The organism is Streptomyces sp. NPDC054866 (assembly GCF_053610745.1).
Genome location: NZ_JBSGZA010000014.1, coordinates 16,787 through 36,345, shown reverse-complemented (window position 1 = coordinate 36,345; position 19,559 = coordinate 16,787). Strand labels below are relative to the sequence as shown.

Here is a 19,559-nt window from a genome sequence, read left to right as displayed (position 1 = left end):
TCGATCGTGTTACTGATCCCTGCACGGGACGCCCGGTGGGCATGTCAATGTTGAGATGCGAGGCATGGACAGGGAGCCGTACCCCAGCGACTTATCGGACGCACAGTGGGTGTTACTCGAGCCGATGATCACGGCCTGGAAGCAGGACCGGGTGGCCCGGTCGGCGACCGGAGATCCCGGATCCTGCGACCTGCGGGAGGTCGTCAACGCGATCTTCCAGAACCGGACGGGCTGCCAGTAGCGCTATCTACCTCATGACCTGCCGGTCTGGTCGGCTGTGTTCTACTACTTCACGCTCTGGCGAGAGGACTGCCTTGACCAGCAGATTCAGGAACTCCATCGTTGCCAGGTGCGGGAGAAGGCCCGCCGTTTACTGTTTCCAACAAAACCTGTTGATCATGTGACTGTTGGCATCTTCGCTCGTTGGTCTGGTTGTGGCGAAGCATCAGTCGCGGCCGTGGATCGTGCCAGATGAACTGTGGTCGCTCATCGAGCCGTTGCTGCCCGCACCAGCACCGAAGCTGGTGCAGGGCCGACCTCGGGTCCCGGACCGGCAGGCCCTGTGCGGGACCCTGTTCGTGCTGCACACCGGAGCCCCCGCAGCAGCGTGGTCCGAATGTCGTTGATTGCCTTCGCGCGGTCCGGAACGTGGGCGCCGGCAGTGTCCCAGGCCAGGAGATGGCGCGGCGCCACGACGATGATCAGCGCGACGAGCAACACGCTCACGACTGCCGCACCGACGCCAAGCCCCCACGCCCGGCCGGGCTTCGCACCCCAGAGCCCCGCGCCGCAGGCGGCGTCACGTCCCGCACGAGGTGTCCGGGCAACGCTGCGGGCCTTCTCCTTCCACACGCCATCCCAGAAGGCTGCGTCCCCGCGCCCGAACCCAAACGCGGGGCGCGCAATCCGCGCCGCTGACCTCAGCTTCGTTCGCAAGGCAGGCCGGTGGGCTGAGAGTGAAGTCACCAACCACCGCACCGGGTACTGCCCAGACGTCACCTCCTGGCCGACCGTCGCTCGCGCCCTGAAGATCTGGGGCTCGGTCGGCTGGCGGCGGCAGCCGAATCCGGACGTTGTCACGGCTGCGCAACAGCACCGCACGCCTCACGGTTCACCCCGGATTCCCCGCTAGCGTTCCCGTCGCCAGCGCTTAAGACCCGGCGGCCGTCCAACGGCCGCGGGACATTGGAAGGGAACCTCATGAGGCTCAAGCAACTCGGCCGGATCGGTACGGCTGGTGGGCTCACCGTCGCAGCGGTGGGCGCATCGATCGTCTTCACACCGTCCATGGCGTCCGCGGACAGCACCTGGGAGTGCTACGGCAAGCAGGTCAAGCGCTGTGCGACCGTGTGGTGGGACGACGAGGCCGACACATACCGGGCACGAGCGAAGATCACCGACATCGCCGGCGGCGGCAACTACACGGTCAAGGTCAACGACGTGAAGCTCCTGCGCTTCAACGGCACCAGGACACTGACGGTGAAGTCCGCCAAGGACGACGACGGCTGGCACCGCACCCAAGACCTGGCAGGCACCTCATCGGTCAACCCATGCAGGTGGCCGACGAACAGTTTCCAGGTACAGGCGAAGTTCACCTGGAAGAAGCAGGGCGGGACCGCGAGCACCAAGACCTGGCGCCCCGACATGGGCTGGGGCCACGCCTGCAACTGACCGTGTCCGCTCCGGTTCCCTGCCCGAAGCGAACCATCGCGCTCTCGCTCCGGCCAGGGGCACCTGCCCGCCGCCCCTGGCCGGCCCCCGTACGGATTGAGGACACGGTTATCACCTCCTGATCTCTCACGCTGCGACCCCGCCCCTCGCGCTCAGCGGGGAGAGCCAACGACATGCTGCGCGTCCATTCCAGCCACGCCGACCCGGCCCGAATTTCGGATCGCCGCCGTACCCGACACGCTCTGGGACATCACGTCGAGCCAGCACCGGCTCATGCCACGGAAAGGACGCCAGGCCACGGCCACACTGCGCGAACTAGCCATCGGCGCACTCCGCCTCACCGGCTACGACACCATCACTACCGGCCTGCGCAAACACAGCCGCTACGCCACCCGCCCCTGACAACCCTCGACATCACCTGATCCGACAGACCCTCTGAGTGCCGCAGCCCCGGGCTGACACGATCCAGCCAAACGAGTCGTGCCTCCTGATGCAGGACATCGACTAAGGGTTCTCGGCGTGTGTCAGGGTCTCCCAGGCCACGAACAAGTCGTCCGTCCCGGCCGGTCGCATCCGTGCTGCCAGCTTGCGTGTCTGCGGCAGTGGCTCGCCCAGGCGGTTTCCCAAATGGTTGACACCCACCTCCAGGTCAGGGCCCATCGTCAGCTCCGGCTTTCCGCCGCACAGCCACTTCGGCATCCTCTCGCCGAGCTGGTACCGGGAGTGCAACTCCAGTGCCGCGGCCAGGCGTTCACGGACCAAACCGGACAGGTCCACCCCCTGGTGCCAGGCCGTCTCCGCGATATGGGACGTCGCGGCGAGGGCGTACCCGACGTGCTTAAAGTTGCGGCAGGACTCCTGCCCCAGGCCGTTCACGAACCGTTTCTGTCCGAACCAGTACGTCCTGATCTGCTGCGGCGTCTTCACTGTGCCGCCCGGCGGCGGGACCGGGAGCTTTCCGTCTGAGCGGAGATAGAAGTAGGCGGGCACCCGGGCCCGGAAGCGACTCAGCGCCTGATCGAAGGACTTGCGGTCATCGAGGAAGACGGCGATCCCGACAGCCGCGTCGGTCATCGCCAGGTCCCAATTGCCGTTGTAGTCGGCGACTTTGCCGGAGAGCTCGGGCAGGTACACGTGGCGCAGCATCCGTGAGAAGCGGTCCACGTCCTGCTGCGGCCACCCGGCACCGGTGTGCCGCACGATCTCCGCGGCCCGGGCCCAGGTCGACCCCGCCCAGGCGGCCTGCAGGCCCGAGTTGCCCTCTGTGTGGTCCTTGATGACGGCCGACCAGGAGTCCATGATCTGCCTAGCCTTGTCCGCGTGCGCCTGCTCCTCGGTGACGTACCAGAGCAGGGCGTGCGTGTACGCGGCGATGGCATCTTCGCGCTCCGCCGTGCAGGCCGGCGGCTTGGCGTAGGGCTTGCAGGCAACGATCTTGTACGGTCGCGGGCGGCGGTCCAGGACTGCGTACCGGCTGCGGCGCATGGCGTCGTACGCCGCTCGCCACGGCTGTTGCCCGGAGCGCACGCGCTCGCGGACCGCGTCGAGTTGAGTGCGGCCGACGTGCACTCCGGGGTGCGCGAAAGGCGTCGGCTCGGCGGGGTGTGCGGCCGCGGTAAGCAGGGGCGCCAGGAGCACGGAGGCGACCACGGGAGCGGTCCGCCGGGCGATGACGCGAACGAAGGCGGTAGTGCGCGGTACGACGGCGTACGGTCTCGGCATAGCGGAAGCCTCGCCCCTTCCCCGTCGGGGCGCAGGATCTGTTACTCCGCTCAAAGCCCTGCCGAGGGACATGCGCCCGGACGTCGGCGACTTCGAAGACGACTACGAGCGTCGCTTCCAGCTGCACCTGGACGAGAAGGCCCGCAAGGCCGAAGCGAAAGCCAAGGGCAACGTCACCCCCCCTCAAACCACCGCACCTCAAGCGCGTTCCCTGACACGGCCGGGTGACACGGCGCTGCATCCAGGGCCCGGGGCGCAGCGCCAACTTCATGTCCGCAGCCCAGGCCGGGTTGCGGCAGCTCTGATCTAGGCCGTTTCGTTCGGATCTTCCGAGGCTCGTCATACTTCCCGAGTGGAGATGCAAGCCGAGGAGGCAGCACGGCGTTGGCTGGCTGATCAGGGCGTCAGTCGGGTGCGCGACGGGTGGGTGATCGACGAGAAGCCGGACGTGTTGCTCACCGCCAACCAGGTGGCGCACTCCTGGGCCGGTGATGTGTTCGCCGAAGACCTGGATGCAGCCGACCAGGTGCGGTTGGCTTTCGGGCTGCTGGACCTCCTCGACGAGTACTGGGTCACGTGCGAGATCCGGTTCGCGAACGAGGGCGCGGAGGGTCCCCTGCCGGCCGACGTGCTGTGGGACGGCTACCGTCAGCGGCTGGAGGCGGAACGGGACGCCGAGGCCCTCACCTATTCGCTGTGGGTGGACTGGTTTGAGGACCACGCCACTTCCGCGACGGCCTTCGCCGAGGTTCTCGGTAACGACATCGACCGAGTGGTGGCCGAGGAATCGGAAGCCCTGCTCCGCCGAGCCCGTCGGGTTCTGGAGTGTTCGGGACCGGTGCGCTGGACGGTGAAGGAGCTGACGTACCGCACCGCCATGCGGCTTCCTACCCTGCACTCGGCCGTCTTCCGCGGCCTCCTGGCGAGCTTCCACGACGTCTACGGCGACCTGGAGCCGGCTGCCGCACTGGCCTTCCTCGGCCGGCTGGATCTTCCCCCGAACACCCAGCACCTTGCCGAACTGCGCCACGTACTTGCCGCGGGGCACAAGAACCACTACCGCGGCCCTGGTGCCTGGGACGATGCGGTTCGCTCCTGCTCCTGAGTCGTTGGCCTGGCAGACCAAAGAAAGATGCCGGCGACGTAGAGTCCGGCCAGGTAGATGGTTGCGGTCTTCTCGTAGCGGGTGGCGATGCCCCGCCACTGCTTCAGGCGGTTGATGCAGCGTTCGACGGTGTTGCGCTGCTTGTATGCCTCGCGGTCGAAGGCGGGTGGCCTGCCGCCTCGGCTGCCGCGCAGCAGCCGGTGGTCGCGTTGATCGGCCGGAATGGGGATGACCGCCCGAATTCCGCGTTTGCGCAAGTGCTCGCGGATCGCGCGGGAGGAGTACGCCTTGTCGGCCAGGACCACGTCCGGCCTGGTACGGGGACGTCCTCGCTGCCGAGGAACGCGAAGGCGGGCCATGACGTGAGCGAAGGCGGGCGCGTCACCGGCCTGTCCGGCGGTGAGTACGAAGGCCAGTGGCCGGCAGTGGGCATCGGAGGCCAGGTGGATCTTCGTGCTCAGTCCGCCGCGAGACCGGCCGATGGCATTGTCATCGGGTTCGTCAGCCGGGGCCCCTTTTTGCGGGCCCCGGCCGCGTGCTGGTGAGCGCGTACGACAGTGGAGTCGACCGAGACGGCCCAGCTGAGGTCTTCCTCGGCATCGGCCTGCGCGATGAGCGCGGTGAACACCCGCTCCCAGGTGCCGTCGGTGGCCCACATCCGCAGCCGGTTGTAGACGCCCCTCCAGTTCCCGTACTTCTCGGGCAGGTGGACCCATCGATCGCCTCACGGTGATCCCGCCACTGGCCACCCCGCTGCGGCGTCCGGTCTGGCAACAACGGCTCGATCCGCGCCCACTGCGTGTCAGTCAACGGCACGCCCAGACCAACGATCAGACGATCCAAACGAAACGGCCTAGTCGCCTCTATGGAGCGCATCGGACAGGTCCAACCCTTCACCAAGGGCACGGGGATCGCCGCCCCGCAGATCGCTGTCGCACGGGCGGCGGCCGTCGTCCAGCCCGCCGAGCCCGACGCAGCGCCGATCGTCCTGCTCAACCCGCGCATCACCGCCTACTCCGACGAGATGGACGAGCAGTACGAGGGCTGCCTGTCCTTCTTCGACGTCCGCGGCCTGGTGCCCGGCCCCCTACGGATCACAGTGGAGACCGCCGCGCTGGACGACACCACGGTCATGGCCAGGCCACAGACAATGGCCTGCGCACGCGCGCACCGGGGCGGCGACGGGCTCCCCCGGTACCGCCGGATGGTCACCGGCGGCGGAAACGCCCGGCGGCGAGTGTGAGCGTCGCGGGGACGGGCAGGCGTCGGGTGCAGGGGTGACAACCTGACGGGCGCCGCCGATGGATGATCAGTGGGCGGCGCCACCTGTGAGCTGAGTGGCCGCGCCTTCGTGGGACAGGGAGCGGCCGCTCACGCGGTTCACCCGGCTACCGGGCGTCGCATACCTGGTCGCGCCGGGGCAGCTTGCCCGTGGCCAGGTAGTCGTTCACCTGCCCGTCCACGCAGGCGTTGCCGTAGTCACCGTAAACACCGTGCTGGTTGGCCCCGGGCACGGTGATCAGCCGGGAGCGTGACCACTGCTTCCGCGCCTGCCGTGCCCCGGAGTAGGTGGTCCGGGTGTCACCCGTGGCGTTGACCAGCAGCGCGGGCACGTCGTTGTCAACGACGGTCGGCGTCTCGGCGGGGCGGTCCCAGAACTCGCACGCCGTGATGTTGTGCGTCAGGGGACTCGCGAAGGGAGCCGTGGCCCGGTCGGCCTGAATGTTGCGCCAGTAGCTCTCGGTCCCGCGCCGGGCCGCGACATCCCCGCAGAGGATGGCCGCCTGGGCACTGCCCTGGTGCGACCCGGCCTTGGTCGTCATGGACGCCAGCATCCCCGTCAGCCAGGGTTTCGGCGTGACACGCTCACGGTCGGCCGCCCGCGCGAGGGTGCGGGTCGCGGTGGCCAGTTCGGCCCGGGCCGCGTCGAGATCGCTCCCGAGGCCCCCGAAGAAGACGATCGGCAAGAAGTGTTCGTCGACGCGGAACGTCCCGACCCGCAGGGGCTTCTCGGCCGCGGCCTCCTCGATCCGGTCCACCGTGGCCAGCACGGCCGTCGGGGTGCGGCCGAGGCCGTACGTCTTGTGGCGCGCCGAGGTCCAGGCCGCCCAGTCGCGCAAGGCCCGTTCATTGGCCGCGGTGGAGTCCTCCAGGAGCGTCTGGCTGTACCTGGCGGGGTCGATGACTCCGTCGAGCACCATGCGGTCGGTGCGACCGGGGAAGAGCTCGGTGAAGACCTGGCCGAGGTAACTGCCGTAGGAGAAACCGAAGTACGAGATCCGCTTCTCGCCCAGCGCGGCCCTGACGACATCCATGTCACGGGCAGTGTTACGGGTGGTGATGTACGGCAGTACATCACCGTTGGTGCGCCGGCACCGTTCGGCGAGGTCGCGCCCACGGGTGACCGACCGCTTGAACCCCGTCCGGTCCCGGCCTGCGGAGAAGACCATCGAGCCGACGTCCCAGCCGCAGTCCAGCGGCGTGGAACGGCCGACGAACCGCGGATCCATGCCGATCAGGTCGAACTTCCCGGCGGTCTCCCCCATGAACCCGGCCATGCCGGGCGGCATTTCGAGGCTCGGTCCGCCGGGTCCGCCGTTGTTGAGCAGCATCGTGCCGACGCGGTGCGCGGGATCGGTGGCGCGCAGGCGGGAGATGGCGACGGTGATGGTCCGGCCGCCCGGGTCGGAGTAGTCGAGTGGCACGGTGATGTCGGCACACCGGGCGCCCGCGGCGTCGAGCTTCTTTCCGGCGGTGTCATCGGGGCCGAGGGCGCAGTCCTGCCAGTCGACGGCCTGATCGTAGTACCGGCCGAGAGGCTCGGCCGTGGACGAGGCCGTGGACGAGGCCGTGGACGAGGCCGCGGCGGGCAGCGTCCCCGCCCCGACGGCCAGCATCGCCGCGGCGGCGACGGCGCCCCGTGAACACACGTTGATTCTCATGCACCGCACGCTAGGCGCGGCGCCACCTCCGGCTCACTGTGGTCCGCCCCCGAATCGTGCCTGGGGCCAACCCCACCCCGCGGAACTACCTCACCCTCGGCCTGCTCCTGGCTGTCTGGGTCACCGCGGCAGGCGTTTCCGACAACGTCGGCGGCATGCATCTGATGTCTCATCGCCGCCACTCACCCTCGCGTGACCTAAGCCTGGGCCGACAGCGGCTACCGCACCAAAGCCATCGACGACGGCGCCCGCCTCGGCATCGACGTGGAAGTGATCCAACGCGCCCCGGGCGTCAAAGACTTCAAGGCGATCCCGCAACGCTGGGTCGTCGAGCGGACCTATCCTCGGCAGCTCGCCCCTCAACTGCCCCGGATCAGCGCGCTACTTGCCTGGCAGCGGCCACCGCCTCCCTTGGAGATCAGGGTCGGTGTTCACCCAAAGCACCCACCTCGCGATCGCAAGCGCGTACCCTCCCCCCCCCACCCGCACATGAGTTGCCACCTATGCAGGTAGGGCAGCGAGTAGTCCAAGCAGGGCGCGCCCGATCATTAGCACGATCTGCACCCTGCACGAGCGTGTGCATTGACGAAAGGTCACTGTTATGCTAGACATCCAGTCGGAAGCTGCCGGAGTGCAGGCCCAGTACGCCGCCCAAGTAGCCGCGGACCTGGAGACCAACCGTAAGGAACATGAACGCGTCGGGGTCGATGTCGCGGCGCTGAAGGAGCAGTTGCAGGCGCTGGAGAGCGACCACGCGGTGCTGCTGAGCATGCAGCAGGCACTGGGCTCCCCCACCGCCCCGGCGGCCGCCGCCAAGAAGGTGACACCTCGCAAGGGCGCTGTGCCTGGCCCACGGGCGAGTACGAAATACTCCGATGCCGCCGGGACGAAGGAGCCTGCGGCCGCCAAGTCCAAGGTCCAGGACAGGCCAGCTTAGAGTGCGCCCAAGTTCGCCGCGAAGAAGGCGACCGCGCCAGCGTCCGGTCCATCGCTGGTCGAACTGATCCACAGCCACCTCGGCCAGCGCAACGAACCGCGCTCCGCCGCCGAGATCACCACTGCACTCACCTAGGCCTGCCCCGAGCGCACCAAGACCACCGTCGTACGCACCACCGTGGAAGGCCTGGTCGCCAAGGGCCGCGCCCACCGCACCATGCAGGGCTCCTCCGTCTTCTACACCACAGCCACCCGGGCAGGCTCTCCCGCCGCATCGCAGCCGGAGACCTCCACCGGCTGAACTAGGCCTGGGCCGGACGGACTCCAGCCGTGAGCACCCTCCCCGGCCAGACGGAATCGTCTCCTCAGTGGCCCGAGGCGGTGGACCGAAGCGGCTGATCGCCAGGGGCTGGCTGGCCGAGGGCGATCCGGTCCTGTTCTCTCCGGCCCGCCATGAGGCGGAAATGCCGAACACCTCAGTGCTGTCAGCCAGGGCACCGAGCGCCTCAACCCGCTGTCGAACGCCGGTCCATATCGGATCGTTCATGCCGCGCACTACGCGGAGGGTCCGACAGGCCCGAGGCGGTGACCCCTCCCTTCAGCAGAGCCGCACCCAAAGCCGATTAATGCCAGCAAACCAGAATCAAAACACCCAGTTATTCCTTCTGGTCGTCCCATGACGTCCGATACCAGCCCCTGAATGACGTCAGCAGCGCCGCGAGCGCGGCGCCGACCCGGGGATCAAGGCCTGGGCCACGGAGCAGTACCGCGTTGGACGACGGTTTGTGCTCCATAGCTATCTGGCCGTCCGCACGCCATCTCACGCGCCGTGGCGCGCGCGGGAGGTCGCCGTTATCCAGCACGGCGGCGACGAGGGCGAAAGGAAGCAGAGGAGACAACAGCCAGCAGAAGGCCCACCAGAACAGCCGTCCCTTGTAGCCCACGGCGTCCGGCACACCGGCCTGCGACACCGTCCAGCGGACACGCAACCCGCCGCCCCTGAACGCCTTCCGCCGCGTAATGGTGCCGATGATCTGCCCGTAGGCGTCAAGCACCTGATAGGTCACACAGTGCCCCTCGGTGGACTGCGTGACCAGACGAGCCAGCATCTGCGCACGTCCCTCGTCGGCCCACAGGAGGAAGGAACGGGCCCCCCTCTTGCGGTCGCCGCGGTACGCGGGGACGCCGCCGGGCGGAAGCTCGCGCTCCACGTGCGCCAGGACGTGGGGCTGCACTCCCGGACCCGCGATGTGGACGGGATACAGAGGCGGCACCAGGAGCCCGGTGGCTTGCGCGCTCCTGCGCGGTCGCGGGGTGTCGTACATGGTGAGACTGACGGTCATGCGCCCTGCTTCCCATCGTTGATACGGCCGGGTGAAATCGGCGGCGTCCGGGCGGCGGCGCGAGCGGTGGTGTCCGGCGCCGCTGGATCCGGCCCGGGGCTCCGCTCAGCAGTCGCGTCGCGCCTGGAATTCCAACAGGACTGTAGTTCGTCCTCGGAGGGCGCCTGACGTGGTAGGGCTGCGACCACCTCCCCTGCCGGCATGAGGCCTGCCCTCCTCGGCCGCAGTGACTTTGCCCGTCGTCGGCCTCTTCGAGCGTCCTCGGCCTGCCATGTGCCGGCGATGTCGAGCCGGTCGGCGATCGGAGACCGGCTCCATCACCGGCGCCCGCTGGGGACTGCACGGGCTGCTGCGCGGCATGCATCTGCACCAGCGCACGGACCTGTGGGAACGAGCTGGAGTACGTCGGCTGACCAGCTGGACCTGGCATGTCAGGTCGTCACACCGGCGCAGCCCGCAGGTTCCTCGGTACAGCAACGCCTGCTCGTCGTCGCCCAACCTGCCCCGGGCTTGAGCGCGCTGTTCGCCCAGCGCCTCCTTCTCGGCATCACTGCAGGGGTCGGAGACGGGTTCTGTCCTGGCTGCCGAAGCCCCATTCCTCTCATGCCACCGTGGGGCAGGCCGCTCACCGAAAGGGCCGACGGAGGCCTCGAGCGCGTCGGTGGTCGCTGCCAGCAGGGCGGCCGGTCCCGCCGAAGAGCGCATGGCTTTCAGAGTCCCTCGTGCTCGTCACCTTGCCCCCGGCACGTCGGAGGCGCGGTGCACGATCGGCGGCGCGTCCTGGAGCATCTCTCGCACCACGGCGGGCAACACTGTCGTCTTCCGGGAAGCAGGCGCCCGAGCCAGGAAGTGCTGTGACCACAGCTGGATGCGTTCCTTGCGGCGGGTTTCGCGCTCCTGCTGGGCCGCGCCTGCACGGTTCGTGGCCTCCTATCGGCTGAGCAGGGCGGGGCGCCTGGACGCTGTGGCGACCACATGATGACTGAGGAAGCGAAAAGCATCCTGCCCGGAGGCGGGGCTCGGACCGCTGTCGCGCGAGTCTGAACACCGCTACCGTGCAGACGTGATCGGTTCTACGCTGCCTCTTCTCTTTCTTGATGTCGACGGCCCACTCATTCCCTTCGGGGCGACGCGGCAACAGCTTCCAGGCGGATACCCGACCTACCGGACCGGGCGCCAAGTACAGGAAGCTGACACGAATCCGCTGATCACCAGGATCAATCCGTCACTTGGGCCCCGGCTGATGGCACTGCCGTGCGAGCTGGTGTGGGCCACCACGTGGATGTCCGACGCGAACGAACGCCTCGCCCCGTGGCTGGGCCTGCCGGAACTGCCCGTAGTGGACTGGCCCGAGCCGTCCGACGAAGACGAGCAGGACGGGCTCCACTGGAAGACCCGCGACCTCTTCCGCTGGGCAGCCGGACGCCCCTTCGCCTGGGTCGATGACGAAATCACAGACACTGACCGGACCTGGATGGAAGCACACCACCCAGGCCAGGCCCTCCTGCATCGCGTCAATGCCCGGCACGGCATCACAGAGGAGGACTTCGCCACCATCGACCACTGGTTGCGGCAACACCTGGGCTAATGGACCACTCTGCACCACTCATCGAGGTCCCTACGGAAGAGCTACACCCTTCTCGGAGTGCACGGTCTGTTCCTTGGCCGCATGCCGGGCCACTGGCTCCAGCAGCGAGTGCGGCAGTCCAGGCTGTGGGGAGCGGGCGCCCTGCTGATGCTGGTCAGCTGGAACGTGAACTCGCCATCGCTTCTCACCGTGGGAATCGGCCTGGTCGTACTAGGACACGTCGTGAAGCCAACGCGGTAAATCCGCTGGCCGGGGCCCCTCCCGAAGTTAAGTGCCCGTTGTTGTATCGATCGTGGGGCCTGGCGACTCGAACGGGGTTCTGAGTCGGGTGATTCCCGGGTGATTCGGGCATGAAGGCAGGGCCTCTTGGTAGCTCGGGGTTGCGAAGCCAACCGAGAACCAGGAGACCCTGTTGCCGCAGTTCTACGCGCTCATGCCGGTGTTGTTCAACTCGGCCGCCCCCACGTGTGGTTGTTCCGCCCACCGGTTTGGAAACGCGGCCGATCACCCCGAGCGTGTTCGGCGCTATCCGTCCGACATGACGGACGCGGAATGGGAGACCATCCACCCGCTGCTGCCCGTTCCGGCCTGACTGGAGGGCCGGGGCGGACAGCCGGAGAGCTACTCCCACCAGCAGAAACTCAGCGGTCAAGTTCGGAACGACAACAGGCACTAAGAAAATTCGATATGCGGGGTTGCTCCATAAAGAGGGCGAACCGCCCTCCGCACCCGTCGGCCGTGCCTGATCCTGCTCCTCGGACAGTTCATCTGACGGCACGGGTTCCCCAATCCGGATCTGTCGGCGGGCAGTAAATCCCAGGCCCAGGAGGGCGTCAAGGTCGGCCAGGGCGTGGTGACTTGATGCCCCGCTGCGCGCACGCCCGCGTCGACGCCTCGACTCCCCCCAGCCGCGCTCAAATTAGCCATCTTGCGCTGAGCGGACGCCTCTCGTCCGTGCTTCGCCTTGCCGGCCCGCGTTCCGGTGCGGGCATCCGGTCGCCAGGTGAGGACATCCCTGCGCTGCGGAAACTCGGACAGCACACTGCTGGGCGACTCAGTGCATGGCCGGCTGTTGCGAGTCTCCACGTGGCACTCACATCTTCTTCACTGACCTGAGCATGCCTTTTCCGCCAACGTAGCCACGGCGTGGCGCACTTGACAAAGTGTCATGATCGTTTGGTGTTACGATCTCGGGCACATGCCACGTGGACTTTTTCCTCGGCTTGGCTACAGCCAGGGGGCTCTCCGGGTGGTGAAGGCTGCCCACGCCGAGGGTCCGCATGGACAGATTCCGAGAGCTGGACTCCAGCCGCTCAAAGAGAGTCACATGACAATTTTGCAGGATCCGACGGTCTGGGCGCTTGCTGCCGGCGTCCCTGTCGCCACCATGGTGGTCGTTCGCCAGCGAAAAACGACTGAGTCGTTGCGCCGTCAGAAGCGGGGACTCGAAAGCGATCTGACCGAACTTCAGGGCAGCCACGCTGACCTCCAGTCCACCATCGCAGAGCTCCGCAGGGGCTACGACGAGGTGGTCCGACAGGCAAAGGAAGAGGCGGAGAACGCCACCAATACCGTACTGAAGTCTGCGATGCAGACCCTTCAGGGCCTCGCGGCGGAACAGCAGCGGGCCATCTCCGGGCTGCAGAAGAAGTACGGCGATTCGGCCGTGCTGCGGGATCTGCTGGACGTCGACCACATGAACTCGCAGTTCAACCGGCGTGCACAGTCCATTGCCGTGCTCTGCGGCGGATGGCTCGGCCGGCAGCGGGATGCGGCATCCATCTACGACGTGATCCGCGCAGCTCAGGGCCGTATCCGGCACTACCAGCGCATCGACATCGCCTCGCGGGTGGACATCGCGGTGACCAGCCGCGCCGTCGAGCCGGTCGCGCTGACGGTGGCCGAACTGCTCGACAACGCCACCAGCTATTCGGCGCCGTCCTCCATGGTCGACGTCGAAGTGCGGACGGTGCCCAAGGGCATGTGCATCGTGATCGACGATGCAGGCGTCGGGATGAGCGAGGAAGAGAAGACGGCCGCCACCGCTCTGCTGTCCAGTGGGTCCGCGGTGAGCGTCTCCGAACTCGGCAATCCTCCCGCGTTCGGTTTCGCGGTGATCGGTGCGCTGTGCGCGCGCTTCGGGTTCACGGTCACCATCGACAGCACTTCTCCCTACGGCGGCGTCCGAGCGGTGGTGATGGTGCCGAAGGAGTTGCTGACCGACATGCCGGAACCCGCGAGGCCGGCCGCAACGCAAGGAGCCAACGCGGGCACAGGGGAAAGCGGTTCGGCTCCCGCGACGACAGCGGGCGACCTGCCCCGGCGACAGAACAAGCGCCGCGCCATGGCTCTCGTGCCGGACAACCAGCCCGATGAAGCGACTGCGCCGCCGACGCGGTCGGCGGAGGCACGGGTGGCGGCCATGGGCGCATTTCAGCGCGGCACTCTCAGCGGCCGAAGTGCGGGGGTACCGGCCGCCGAACGCGACACTCCTGCCGATACACACGAAGGATTCGATGCCCCGTGAGCGACGATCTGTCCTGGATGCTCGAGGACGCGCTGGCGATTCCCCATGCCCTGCACGCGGTCCTGATCTCTGCTGACGGCCTGCAGATGTCCCGCACCGCGGAGATCGGCCGGGACGACGCCGACAAGGTGGCCGCCGCCGTGAGCGGACTGCAGTCGCTCAGCCGGTCCGTCGGATTCTTCTGTGGTGACGACGGCACGACCTGGCGCCAGACGCTCATCGAGTTCGACGGTGGCTGGGTGTTCCTGAATGCGGCAGGAGGTGGCTCCTACCTCGCCGTGGCAGCGTCCGCCGAGGTCGACATGGGAGACATCACGTATCGGATGCAGCAGCTGGTCAGCCGACTGGGCAAGGCCATGTCGACCGGCCGCCGCACCGACACGGTCACCTCATGACGCATCCGGACCGTACCGAGCCCGAGCTCGTGTCCGAGGCCGGAGAATTAGTCCGGCCCTATGTCATCACCCGTGGACGTGACCTGCTCGACGAGGGCGCGTTCGCCCTCATCACTCTCGTCACGACATCCACCGATGATCAGCAGCGCCCCCAGCGGCTCTCGCCCGAGGAGCAGCAGATCCTGGAGATGTGCTCCAGCGGCTACCTCTCGGTCGCTGAGATCGCCGCCCATTCCCAGCTGCCTCTGGGGGTCGTCAAGGTGCTGCTCAGTTCCCTCGCCGAGGGGGGCTATCTGGTCACCCGTGCGCCGGTGCCCTCGGCTCGTCTCGCCAACAAGGCCTTGCTTCAGGAGGTGCTCGATGGTCTCAAGGCTCTCTCTGTCTGAGGACGCCTACGTGCGCAGCGGTGCACAGCAGACTGCGGTGAAAATCCTGGTCGTCGGGCACTTCGCCGTCGGCAAGACCACTCTGATCGGCTCGCTCTCCGAGATCGCGCCGTTGTCCACCGAGGAGCAGATGACGAGCCTCTCGGAGAGGGTCGACGACCTCAAGGGAGTTCAGGGGAAGACCACGACTACGGTCGCCCTGGACTTCGGTCGCCTGACCCTCAGCGAGCGCATCGTGCTGTATCTGTTCGGGTCACCGGGCCAGCAGCGGTTCGTCAATCTGTGGGACGACATGGCCCGCGGAGCGCTGGGCGCCCTGGTCCTGGTGGACCCCGAGCGACTGGCCGACAGTTTCGAGGTCATGGATCTGGTCGAGAGCTACGGCCTCGACTTCGCCGTGGCCCTCAACCAGTTCGACGGCAGCGCGGTACACACCCCCGAAGCAGTCCGGGAGGCGCTCGACCTGCTGCCCGACACTCCGGTCGTCACCATCGACGCGCGCGACAAAGCGTCGTCCGTCAACGCCCTGATCACCATGGTCCGCTATCTGCAAAAGCGCGCCGCCCTGGAGCACGCATGACAACCCCTCCCGTACCTCCGCCCGGCTGCCCCGCACACGGCAGCGGGCAGCGCATATCCCTTGACACCCCGGAGTTCGCCGCCAACCCGCACGCGTACTACCGTTACATGCACCAGCTCGGCCCCACGGCGCCGGTCACCATCGCACCCGGCGTGGAGGCGACCCTGGTGACCGACTACAACGCGGCTCTGGAGCTGTTGCAGGACCCCACTACCTTCCGCAAGGACGCGCGCCGCTGGCGTGCGCTGAACGAGGGCCTCATCCGCCCCGACAGCCCGGTCCTGCCGTTGCTGGCCTACCGGCCGAACTGCATGTTCACCGACGGCGCCGAGCACGTGCGACTGCGGCAGGCCATCACCGAGAGCTTCGCCCGCGTCAGCAACAGCCGGCTGAGCCGCATCGTCAACCAGGCCGCCCAGTTCCTCATCAACCAGTTCAGCGCTCGCGGCAGTACCGACCTGCTCAGGGACTACGCCCAACAGCTCCCCCTGTACGTCTTCAACGAACTCTTCGGCTGCCCGGCGGAGATCGGAGACCGGGTCCTGTTCGGCATCTCCGGCATGTTCGACGGCGTCAATGCCGAGCAGGCCAGCCAGGTCCTGCTCCAGGCGGTCGGCGAGTTGGTGGCACTCAAGCGCGTCCATCCCGGGGAGGACATCACGTCCTACCTGATGCAGCACCCGGCACAGCTGACCGACGAGGAACTGGCGCACACGCTGGTGCTGCTCCTCGGCGCTGGCGGCGAGCCGGAAGGCAACCTCATCGGCAACGCCTTCTACACGATGCTGACCGTTGAGGAGTACGCGCGCAACGGGCAGTTCGACAAGGCCCTCGATGACACCCTGTGGCGCAACGCGCCCATGTCCAACTACGCGCCGCACTACCCGGTCTCCGACACAGACGTGGCCGGCGACAAGGTCCGCGCCGGTGAGCTGGTCCTGGTGTCCTTCGGTGCCGCCAACACGGCGCTCGCGGACCAGGGGGCCGACACCCGCGGTCACCTGGCCTGGAGCGCAGGCCCGCACGCCTGCCCGTCCAAGGAACCGGCCAGGCTCATCGCCCTGACCGGCCTGGAGGCTCTGTTCAACGCGCTGCCGGACGTTGAACTCGCGGTCCCCGCGGACAGCCTCGCCTGGCGGCCCGGCCCCTTCAACCGGGCTCTGGCCAGCCTGCCCGTCCGCTTCGGTGCGGTCACCCCGCGCCCCGCGGCCGCGCCCGAGCCGACGGCCGCGTCCCCTCGCCACCAGGCGCACCCTCCCCTGGCGCCCACGCCCGCGCCCCCGGAGCCGCAGGCCACCGGCAAGCCGGCGCGCTGGAGCAGCTTCGTGAGGTGGCTGACGGGCCAGTAGCCGGTGCACCCCCTGTGATGCAGACGACACGGGCAGTTGTTGTAGCCTGCATGAAAGATCAACTGCTGGGGTAGGACAGCGCGGAGTGTCTGGAGTGACACGAGATAAAGGAGAGGCAGTGAACCCCGCAACCTCCGCGCCCCGTTCCGCAGGCAACCGACCGGGCCAACGGCGCACCACATCCAGCAGCAGCAACTCGTGCGGGTGCGACGACCCCGAAAAGGCGCAGGGCCGAATACCCGCCGCTCACGGCGGATCGGCCCTCGTCTCCCTCCTCGTCGGCGCAGCACATCCCCCTACCTCCGCGCCATGCAGACGCTTCTTGCGCCGTGCCGTGCGAGGAACGCGATGACGTCCCTGCCGGAGGCGGGCATACCGGCAGACGAACCCGGTAAGGCAACGCTCGGCGATCACGTGCTGGGTCAACTACAGGGCCTCGGCGCCGCGGTGGGCCTGAGCGAGGCGGACACCGCGCTGTACGGGCAGGTCCTGCTCGACTCCCTCGCGGACTCCGCCCGGCGCCCGTTGTCTCTGCCCCCGGCGTCACCCAGCTTCCTCTCCGACGACCACACCCCCGTCGAGTTCTCCCTGGCCTGCACGTCGGACGCCGCGCCGGCACTGCGGGTGCTCGTGGAGCCCGGATGGACCCACGAGGACATGAGCGACAGCGGCCGCGCCGGACTCGAGGCCATCCACGCGATGGCCGCCCGCTGGAACTTCTCCACCGGTCAACTCGACGCCCTGCACGACTTGTTCCTCCCCGCTACGGCCGAGGGGCCGCTGGCACTGTGGTACGCGCTCGATCTGCGCGCGGGAGGGGTCCCCGGCGTCAAGGTCTATCTGAACCCCTCCGCCGCCGGACCCGAGCACGCTGCACACACCGTGCAAGAGGCGTTACGCCGACTTGGCTACGACAAGGCCTTCGCGCAGCTTCCCCCCGCGGCGGGCTATCCGTTCCTCGCACTGGATCTGGGCTCCTGGGAGTCACCTCGCGTCAAGGTCTACGTGAAGCACCCGCGTATGTCGGCCGACGACGCCTGCGCGCTCAGCCATGACTCCGGGGCCGCAGCGGCAGACATCCGCCACTTCTTCCACGCGGCCGCCGGGCCCCTCCCGCCATCCGGGCAGCAAGGGGACGGTGCGCCGCGCCTGCTGCGGCGGTCCGCGCTCACCTGCCATGCCTTCACCGAAGGCGACAGCGACCCGAGCGGCTTCACGCTCCACATCCCCGTCCGTGACTACGTGCGCGACGACGAGGAGGCCCTCGACCGGGCAACCGCACTGCTGACCCGGTTCGGCATGGACCCCACGGTCCTGCGCCGGAGCCTGCGCGCTCTCACACAACGGCAGCTCACCGACGGTGTGGGGCTGATCGCCTACCTCGCTCTCGTGTACGAGCGAAACCGGCAGCCCCGCATCACGGCCTATCTGTCCTCCGAGGCCTATCTGACCAGGGCGCCGACAGAGCAGTACGCGCAAGTCGGCCTGTTAGCTGCACAACGCACCCAGAGCGCTCTGAACTCCGGTCGCAAGGCCGCCGATCATGCCATCCCGCACACCGCACCAAAGGAAGTCTCGTGGAGCCGTACCGCATCAAAGTTGTAGAACCGATCGCGTTCACCACCCGAGCGGAGCGCGAGGCCGCGCTGAAGCGGGTCGCCTACAACCCCTTCGATCTGCGTGCCGACGAGGTCACCATCGACCTGCTGAGCGACTCGGGGACCGGTGCCATCTCCGCGGACCAGCTCGCCGCGGGCATGCACGGCGATGAGTCCTACGCTGGCAGCCGCAGCTACTACCGGTGGCACGAGGTCGTCTCCGAACTCACCGGATACCCCCACATCCTGCCGACACACCAGGGCCGCGCCGCCGAGCGCATCCTGTTCTCCGCCCTGCTCAAGCCCGGCACGAGCGTGCTGTCCAACACTCACTTCGACACCACCCGCGCCAACGTCGAACTGACCGGCTGCCAGGCATACGACCTGCCCTGCGCCGAGGCGAAGGACCTCGACAGCGATTACCCGTTCAAGGGCAACATCGACCTGATCTCCCTTGAGCAGGCGTTGGAGAACGCGCATCAAGCGCCCGTGGCGGCCGTGCTGATGACCATCACCAACAATGGTGGCGGTGGCCAGCCGGTCAGCATGGAGAACCTGTACCGGACCGCCGAACTGTGCCGCCGCCACGACGTGCCCCTGATCCTGGATGCCGCGCGTTTCGCGGAGAACGCCTGGCTGGTGACCCAGCGCGAGCCCGGCTACGCCAACCGCACCCCCCGCCAGGTCGCCGAGGAAGCCTTCCGCCTCGCGGACGGCTGCGTCATGAGCGCGAAGAAGGACGGCATCGTCCACATCGGCGGCTTCATCGGTCTCAAGGACCCTGAACTCGCCGAGAAGTGCGCGGGCCTGCTCATCGCCACCGAGGGCTTCACCACCTACGGCGGCCTGGCCGGCCGTGACCTCGACATGATGGCCCGCGGACTTGTGGAAGTCACCGAACCGGCCTACCTCGCCGAACGCGCCGACATAGCCGCCCACCTCGCCGCGCGCATCCGCGAGGCCGGAGTCGACATCGTGGAGCCGGCAGGCCTGCACGCCCTCTACGTCAACGCCGGGCGGCTGCTGCCCCACATCCCCCCGCACCAGTACCCGGGCACCGCACTGGTCTGTGAGCTCTACCTACGCGGAGGCATCCGCTCGGCGGAGCTGGGCAGCCTGTACCTCGGGGAAGAGGACGAACAAGGCAACTCCATCAAGACCGCACCTTATGAACTCGTGCGGCTGGCACTCCCCCGTCGGGTCTACACCCGCAGCCACTACGACCATGTCGCCGCCACCCTGGCCGACATAGCCAAAAACCCCGAATCGGTGCACGGCTACCGCATCGTGGGTCAGTCGCCGATCCTTCGCCATTTCAGCATCAAGCTGGAGCCCGTGCAATCCGGCGGCTGATCTCTCCTCGACACGTCGCGTCGCTCAAGAAGTGGGGGCCGGCAGCGCCGGCTCCCACTTCTTG

19 protein-coding genes and 4 pseudogenes are annotated in these 19,559 nt (G+C 67.9%); 19 read left to right on the top strand and 4 right to left on the bottom strand.

Going from position 1 to position 19,559, the window contains the following annotated elements:
- Nucleotides 1-64: 64 nt before the first annotated feature.
- The 4 genes and pseudogenes from ACWGI2_RS40415 to ACWGI2_RS40400 form a co-directional block, all read left to right on the top strand.
- Nucleotides 65-385: pseudogene (locus tag ACWGI2_RS40415) on the top strand (transposase); the annotation flags it as partial.
- A gap of 76 nt (nt 386-461) precedes the next feature.
- Nucleotides 462-593, top strand: a pseudogene (locus ACWGI2_RS40410) (transposase); the annotation flags it as partial.
- Between the two features lie 607 nt (nt 594-1,200).
- Entirely contained in the window at nt 1,201-1,671 is a 471-nt protein-coding gene (locus ACWGI2_RS40405; RefSeq protein ID WP_453400491.1) for a hypothetical protein, read from the top strand.
- 273 nt (nt 1,672-1,944) lie between these two features.
- The gene (locus ACWGI2_RS40400; RefSeq protein ID WP_453700966.1) at nt 1,945-2,073 is read left to right on the top strand and encodes a hypothetical protein; all 129 of its coding nucleotides are present in this window, start codon (nt 1,945-1,947) and stop codon (nt 2,071-2,073) included.
- A 102-nt stretch (nt 2,074-2,175) separates the two neighbouring features.
- On the opposite strand, the gene ACWGI2_RS40395 is transcribed toward ACWGI2_RS40400, so the two are convergent.
- Nucleotides 2,176-3,393, bottom strand: coding sequence for an alginate lyase family protein (locus tag ACWGI2_RS40395; protein WP_453700964.1), 1,218 nt, complete (start codon nt 3,391-3,393; stop codon nt 2,176-2,178).
- Nucleotides 3,394-3,751: 358 nt separating this feature from the next.
- On the opposite strand from ACWGI2_RS40395, the gene ACWGI2_RS40390 reads away from it, so the two are divergent.
- Complete coding sequence (locus ACWGI2_RS40390; RefSeq protein ID WP_453701015.1) at nt 3,752-4,498, top strand: hypothetical protein; 747 nt, start codon at nt 3,752-3,754, stop codon at nt 4,496-4,498.
- Here the strand turns inward: ACWGI2_RS40390 and ACWGI2_RS40385 are convergent.
- Nucleotides 4,450-5,329 (bottom strand): annotated as a pseudogene (locus tag ACWGI2_RS40385) (IS5 family transposase). The gene ACWGI2_RS40390 and the pseudogene ACWGI2_RS40385 sit on opposite strands and share 49 nt — an antisense overlap.
- Here ACWGI2_RS40385 and ACWGI2_RS40380 point away from each other — a divergent pair.
- Nucleotides 5,298-5,741 carry a peptide deformylase gene (locus ACWGI2_RS40380; protein ID WP_453700963.1) on the top strand — a complete coding sequence of 148 codons (444 nt, stop codon included), beginning with the start codon at nt 5,298-5,300 and terminating at the stop codon, nt 5,739-5,741. The pseudogene ACWGI2_RS40385 and the gene ACWGI2_RS40380 overlap by 32 nt on opposite strands.
- A 145-nt stretch (nt 5,742-5,886) precedes the next feature.
- On the opposite strand, the gene ACWGI2_RS40375 is transcribed toward ACWGI2_RS40380, so the two are convergent.
- Nucleotides 5,887-7,440, bottom strand: coding sequence for an alpha/beta hydrolase (locus ACWGI2_RS40375; RefSeq protein WP_453700961.1), 1,554 nt, complete (start codon nt 7,438-7,440; stop codon nt 5,887-5,889).
- A 92-nt stretch (nt 7,441-7,532) separates the two neighbouring features.
- Here ACWGI2_RS40375 and ACWGI2_RS40370 point away from each other — a divergent pair.
- The 3 genes and pseudogenes from ACWGI2_RS40370 to ACWGI2_RS40360 form a co-directional block, all read left to right on the top strand.
- A pseudogene (locus tag ACWGI2_RS40370) lies at nt 7,533-7,782 on the top strand (IS5 family transposase); the annotation flags it as partial.
- Between the two features lie 259 nt (nt 7,783-8,041).
- A complete protein-coding gene (locus ACWGI2_RS40365) occupies nt 8,042-8,377 on the top strand; it encodes a hypothetical protein (protein WP_453700960.1) in 336 nt (111 codons plus the stop codon).
- Between the two features lie 177 nt (nt 8,378-8,554).
- Nucleotides 8,555-8,677, top strand: a complete 123-nt coding sequence (locus tag ACWGI2_RS40360) for a hypothetical protein (protein WP_453700958.1) — start codon at nt 8,555-8,557, stop codon at nt 8,675-8,677.
- Between the two features lie 355 nt (nt 8,678-9,032).
- Here the strand turns inward: ACWGI2_RS40360 and ACWGI2_RS40355 are convergent, their stop codons facing one another.
- The gene (locus ACWGI2_RS40355; RefSeq protein ID WP_453700957.1) at nt 9,033-9,719 is read right to left on the bottom strand and encodes a hypothetical protein; all 687 of its coding nucleotides are present in this window, start codon (nt 9,717-9,719) and stop codon (nt 9,033-9,035) included.
- 1,063 nt (nt 9,720-10,782) lie between these two features.
- Here ACWGI2_RS40355 and ACWGI2_RS40350 point away from each other — a divergent pair.
- From ACWGI2_RS40350 to ACWGI2_RS40305, 10 genes are all read left to right on the top strand, one after another.
- Complete coding sequence (locus ACWGI2_RS40350) at nt 10,783-11,307, top strand: HAD domain-containing protein (protein ID WP_453700956.1); 525 nt, start codon at nt 10,783-10,785, stop codon at nt 11,305-11,307.
- A gap of 57 nt (nt 11,308-11,364) precedes the next feature.
- The gene (locus ACWGI2_RS40345; RefSeq protein ID WP_453700955.1) at nt 11,365-11,547 is read left to right on the top strand and encodes a hypothetical protein; all 183 of its coding nucleotides are present in this window, start codon (nt 11,365-11,367) and stop codon (nt 11,545-11,547) included.
- A gap of 172 nt (nt 11,548-11,719) precedes the next feature.
- Entirely contained in the window at nt 11,720-11,899 is a 180-nt protein-coding gene (locus ACWGI2_RS40340; protein ID WP_453700954.1) for a transposase, read from the top strand.
- A gap of 735 nt (nt 11,900-12,634) precedes the next feature.
- Nucleotides 12,635-13,834, top strand: coding sequence for an ATP-binding protein (locus ACWGI2_RS40335; protein ID WP_453700953.1), 1,200 nt, complete (start codon nt 12,635-12,637; stop codon nt 13,832-13,834).
- Entirely contained in the window at nt 13,831-14,229 is a 399-nt protein-coding gene (locus tag ACWGI2_RS40330; protein WP_160509868.1) for a roadblock/LC7 domain-containing protein, read from the top strand. The genes ACWGI2_RS40335 and ACWGI2_RS40330 overlap by 4 nt, the downstream gene beginning before the upstream one ends.
- Nucleotides 14,226-14,615, top strand: coding sequence for a DUF742 domain-containing protein (locus tag ACWGI2_RS40325; protein ID WP_190086118.1), 390 nt, complete (start codon nt 14,226-14,228; stop codon nt 14,613-14,615). Before ACWGI2_RS40330 ends, ACWGI2_RS40325 begins: the two co-directional genes overlap by 4 nt.
- Nucleotides 14,590-15,195, top strand: coding sequence for a GTP-binding protein (locus tag ACWGI2_RS40320; protein ID WP_160509866.1), 606 nt, complete (start codon nt 14,590-14,592; stop codon nt 15,193-15,195). The genes ACWGI2_RS40325 and ACWGI2_RS40320 overlap by 26 nt, the downstream gene beginning before the upstream one ends.
- Nucleotides 15,192-16,544 carry a cytochrome P450 gene (locus ACWGI2_RS40315; protein ID WP_453700952.1) on the top strand — a complete coding sequence of 451 codons (1,353 nt, stop codon included), beginning with the start codon at nt 15,192-15,194 and terminating at the stop codon, nt 16,542-16,544. Before ACWGI2_RS40320 ends, ACWGI2_RS40315 begins: the two co-directional genes overlap by 4 nt.
- Nucleotides 16,545-16,892: 348 nt before the next feature.
- Entirely contained in the window at nt 16,893-18,149 is a 1,257-nt protein-coding gene (locus ACWGI2_RS40310; protein WP_453400475.1) for a tryptophan dimethylallyltransferase family protein, read from the top strand.
- Complete coding sequence (locus ACWGI2_RS40305; protein ID WP_453700951.1) at nt 18,122-19,495, top strand: tryptophanase; 1,374 nt, start codon at nt 18,122-18,124, stop codon at nt 19,493-19,495. The genes ACWGI2_RS40310 and ACWGI2_RS40305 overlap by 28 nt, the downstream gene beginning before the upstream one ends.
- The last annotated feature ends 64 nt before the right edge of the window (nt 19,496-19,559 follow it).

Excerpts from the sequence above, each read along its gene's own strand:
- ACWGI2_RS40320 (WP_160509866.1), top strand. The coding sequence starts at position 14,590 with ATGGTCTCAAGGCTCTCTCTGTCTGAGGACGCCTACGTGCGCAGCGGT.
- ACWGI2_RS40395 (WP_453700964.1), bottom strand. The coding sequence starts at position 3,393 with ATGCCGAGACCGTACGCCGTCGTACCGCGCACTACCGCCTTCGTTCGC.
- ACWGI2_RS40375 (WP_453700961.1), bottom strand. The coding sequence starts at position 7,440 with ATGAGAATCAACGTGTGTTCACGGGGCGCCGTCGCCGCCGCGGCGATG.
- ACWGI2_RS40400 (WP_453700966.1), top strand. The coding sequence starts at position 1,945 with ATGCCACGGAAAGGACGCCAGGCCACGGCCACACTGCGCGAACTAGCC.
- ACWGI2_RS40405 (WP_453400491.1), top strand. The coding sequence starts at position 1,201 with ATGAGGCTCAAGCAACTCGGCCGGATCGGTACGGCTGGTGGGCTCACC.
- ACWGI2_RS40325 (WP_190086118.1), top strand. The coding sequence starts at position 14,226 with ATGACGCATCCGGACCGTACCGAGCCCGAGCTCGTGTCCGAGGCCGGA.
- ACWGI2_RS40355 (WP_453700957.1), bottom strand. The coding sequence starts at position 9,719 with ATGACCGTCAGTCTCACCATGTACGACACCCCGCGACCGCGCAGGAGC.
- ACWGI2_RS40310 (WP_453400475.1), top strand. The coding sequence starts at position 16,893 with ATGACGTCCCTGCCGGAGGCGGGCATACCGGCAGACGAACCCGGTAAG.
- ACWGI2_RS40365 (WP_453700960.1), top strand. The coding sequence starts at position 8,042 with ATGCTAGACATCCAGTCGGAAGCTGCCGGAGTGCAGGCCCAGTACGCC.
- ACWGI2_RS40390 (WP_453701015.1), top strand. The coding sequence starts at position 3,752 with ATGCAAGCCGAGGAGGCAGCACGGCGTTGGCTGGCTGATCAGGGCGTC.
- ACWGI2_RS40335 (WP_453700953.1), top strand. The coding sequence starts at position 12,635 with ATGACAATTTTGCAGGATCCGACGGTCTGGGCGCTTGCTGCCGGCGTC.
- ACWGI2_RS40315 (WP_453700952.1), top strand. The coding sequence starts at position 15,192 with ATGACAACCCCTCCCGTACCTCCGCCCGGCTGCCCCGCACACGGCAGC.